The organism is Tropicimonas sediminicola (genome assembly GCF_900188335.1).
Lineage (GTDB): Bacteria > Pseudomonadota > Alphaproteobacteria > Rhodobacterales > Rhodobacteraceae > Tropicimonas > Tropicimonas sediminicola.
Map to the genome: position 1 here is coordinate 1 of NZ_FZOY01000028.1, position 3,178 is coordinate 3,178.

The following is a 3,178-nucleotide window of genomic DNA, read 5'->3' on the forward strand; positions in this document are numbered from 1 at the left end:
GCAGAAACAGAAACAGAAAACTCTCCGAGGAAAACACCATCTCAATATCCCTCCATCACTGGACAATCCGAACGAAAACCCGACAAAGCAGTGCCGCCGGCCGGCTCCAGAATGACGGGATGCGCCCCGGCGGGATCGGCAAACAGCCCCCGAGCGACAAGCGCGAGATCCCCCGCCACAAGCCGCGGGAACTGCCCTGTGAAGTCATTGCCGACGAGATGCAGCCGCGCCGGCGCGGCGCCGGACAGGCCGGTGGTGTTCGCCATGAAGACGTTCGCGGAGAGCGCGGTCTCGGTGCCCGGTGGTTGCTGACTCAGCAGGACACCGGCCCGGCGGCTGTGCTCTAGCCGGTTGCCGCTCAGGGTGACGGAGGTCGATTGGCGGATCTCGATGCCGTTGCCGCCGGAGGCGCGCACGGCGTTCTGCCGGAGCTGGACGCAATGCGCGCGCCTTACCAGGACCCCGTCACTCTCCGCGTCGGTCACCAGGTTGCGCTCCAGCAACACGTCCCGGCTTGCGCCGTCGATGAAGATCCCGATCTTGCCCGCGCTTTCCACGCGGTTCTCGTGCAGCCGTGTCGAGGTCGCGCCGGAGGTGATCCGGATGCCGTGCTGGGATGCGGATCGGATCAGGTTGCCCGAGACACTGGTGTCGGTGGTCTGCTTGAGGGTCAGCGCGCCGCCGCGCGAGGCGTGGATCGCGTTGTTCCGAAGGTCGGCGCCCTTGGTGCCATCGACGTAGAGGCCCTCGAGATTGCGGAAGTCCGACCGTTCCACCTGGCTCCGTCCGATCGCCGGGAATATCCCGCCGTTGACGATGGCGAAGCCGGCGAAGGCGGGCGCGCCGTCATATCCGAGCCCGTCGAACCGGCCGCCCAGGATCTCCGCGGCCCCCGTCCCGGCGGTCAGGACGAAGGGACGGAAATCCGGCGACGCTGCGGATGCCTCTCCGGCGGAAAGGACGGTGGCATCGGTGAGGCTCAACGTGCCGAGGTTTAGGAGGAAGGCGCCGGTGGCCCGGTTCAGCGCCAGCTCCGCGTTGCCTGGGATGGACAGCGCTGCCCCTTCCCAGACAACCAGCGGGCGGTGCAGGGTGATCGCCCCGTCCGGGGTCATCGTGATCCAGCCTGCATGAACCGCGTCGTGATCGGCGGACAGTCCCGAGAGATCGAACTGCCCGCCGACCACTGCAAGCGCCGGGGCGTTTTCCGGCAGCTGGGCGCGGATCAGCCCGAGCTGACCGTTTGCCCCGACGCGCTGCGCCATCGCCGCCATGACGAGGCGGAAATCCATCTCGACCAGGCGGCCGGCCTCGGGGAGCGATTGGGCCGATGCCTGGGGGGGCAGGGGGCAAAGGCACAATGCGGCCAGCAGTCCCGCCCGGAGGCGGCGCGATATGCGGCGCAGTTCAGGCACGCAGCTCGTCCCGCAACTCGTCGCTGGTCTTGGCGACCGGGAGTTCGACGAGATGCGTGCTGCTCACCAGCACAAGCTCGCCCTTCGAGGTGCCGTCGTTGCGGACGGTGTAGCTCTGGCCTTCGGGGAGGGTGATGCGAAGGCTGGGCAGAAGCTCGAAATCGCCCTCGGGCGCGCCCTTCACGGTGAACTCCCCGCAGACGCCGATCAGATGCAGCTGACCGACACTGCCGTCGACGGTAAGTTCCGATCCGGGTTTCACCGTAAGGTGGGTCACGTCGCAGGCGTCGGTGGCAAAGGCGCGATGGCTCTCGCCCCAGTGGAAGTTGTGCGTCACATGGGAATGGGCCTCGCGGCGGTCCTCGAGGTGCAGGGTCTGGACGGCCTGCTTGACCTGTTGCGACTTGGTGCGCGAGGCGACGAGCAGGGCGTCGTTGGTGTCGATCACCACGACGTCGTCAAGCCCGACCACCGCCACCAGCCTGTCCTGCGACCGGACCAGCGAGTTGCGGGTGTCGATGGAGATGACGTCGCCCGACAACACGTTGCCCGCATCGTCCGCGGCGCCGATGGAATGCATCGCCTCCCAGGAGCCGACATCGTTCCAGCCGATGGACAGAGGCGCGAGCGCGATGGCGTCGGTCTTCTCGAAGACGGCGATCTCCGTGGGCTGGCTTTCGGCCTGCGAAAAGGCGCCCGGGTCGAGGATCGCGCCGTAGGTGTCCCGCGTCTCGTTGGCGACCGCATGGAACACGGCCATGAAGGTGCCGGGGTCGAAGCGGCGGTATTCCTCGACGATGGTCTCGGCGCGGAACATCGAGATACCCGAGGCCCAGTAGGCGCGCCCGCCGTCGAGCAGCGCCTGCGCCCGGTCGAGCGGCGGCTTCTCGACGAACTCGCCGACGTGGTGCAGCCCGTCGTAGCCGACGATCGGCCCGCCGTCGGTGATGTAGCCATAACCGGTCTCGGGGTAGGCCGGCAGTATGCCATAGGTGATGATCCGCCCGTCCTGCGCGGCATCGTACATCGCCGACACCTGGCCGTTCACATCGCCCTCGATCACGTGGTCCGCCGGCAGCACCAGCAGCACGGCATCCCGGTCCGCCTTCAACGCCTTGAGCGCGGCGGCGAGGACGGCGGGGCCGGTGTTGCGCGCGACCGGTTCACCGATGATCTCGCCGCGCATCTGGATCTCGTCGAGCTGGGCGCGCACGTAATGGGCGTGCTTGGCGTTGGTCACGAGGATCGGATCGCGCATTCGCTCGCCGGTGTGCCGCTGCACCGTGGCCTGCAGGAACGACAGGGAGTTGCCGCCGGAGACGGCGTGAAACTGCTTGGGGCTTTCGGTGCGGGAGACGGGCCAGAGGCGAGACCCTGTCCCTCCACACAGGACGAGCGGGACGATATGGGACATGTGAACGTGCTCCTTGAATGCGCAAATGGCGGGCAGAGGTCTTGGCTTGATCAGTCCCCGAGGATCGAGGCACGCCACCGATCGAGGGTGTCCTGGAACGGGAGGGCGCGGACGATCCGCAATGTTGCGAGCTGTCCGGCACGCTCAGCGGGGAGCGGGCTGTCGGGCGTCAGCGTCACCGGGTAGGCCTCGCCGGGCGGTGCGGCGGCGAGCTCGGCGGCAGCATCGGGGCCGAGCGTGGCGTGCATCCGGCTGCCATCCTCGAACGCGAGTTCGATTGTGTCGCCGTTGAGGACGGCCTGAAGTCCTTGGGGGCTGAGTGTGGCCTGGATCTTTGGGGGGGCTGTGT

Annotated in this window: 3 protein-coding genes; all 3 read right to left on the reverse strand. The window is 67.7% G+C overall.

Features of this window, described 5'->3' with window-relative positions:
- Positions 1-41 precede the first annotated feature (41 nt).
- Positions 42-1,415, reverse strand: a complete 1,374-nt coding sequence (locus CHB86_RS24050; RefSeq protein ID WP_141135009.1) for a right-handed parallel beta-helix repeat-containing protein — start codon at positions 1,413-1,415, stop codon at positions 42-44.
- Positions 1,408-2,829, reverse strand: a complete 1,422-nt coding sequence (locus tag CHB86_RS24055) for a mannose-1-phosphate guanylyltransferase/mannose-6-phosphate isomerase (protein WP_089235657.1) — start codon at positions 2,827-2,829, stop codon at positions 1,408-1,410. The genes CHB86_RS24050 and CHB86_RS24055 overlap by 8 nt, the downstream gene beginning before the upstream one ends.
- A gap of 50 nt (positions 2,830-2,879) precedes the next feature.
- The coding region (locus CHB86_RS24825) for a hypothetical protein (protein WP_176443014.1) at positions 2,880-3,178 on the reverse strand (299 nt) is incomplete at its 5' end.

Excerpts from the sequence above, each read along its gene's own strand:
- CHB86_RS24055 (WP_089235657.1), bottom strand. The coding sequence starts at position 2,829 with ATGTCCCATATCGTCCCGCTCGTCCTGTGTGGAGGGACAGGGTCTCGC.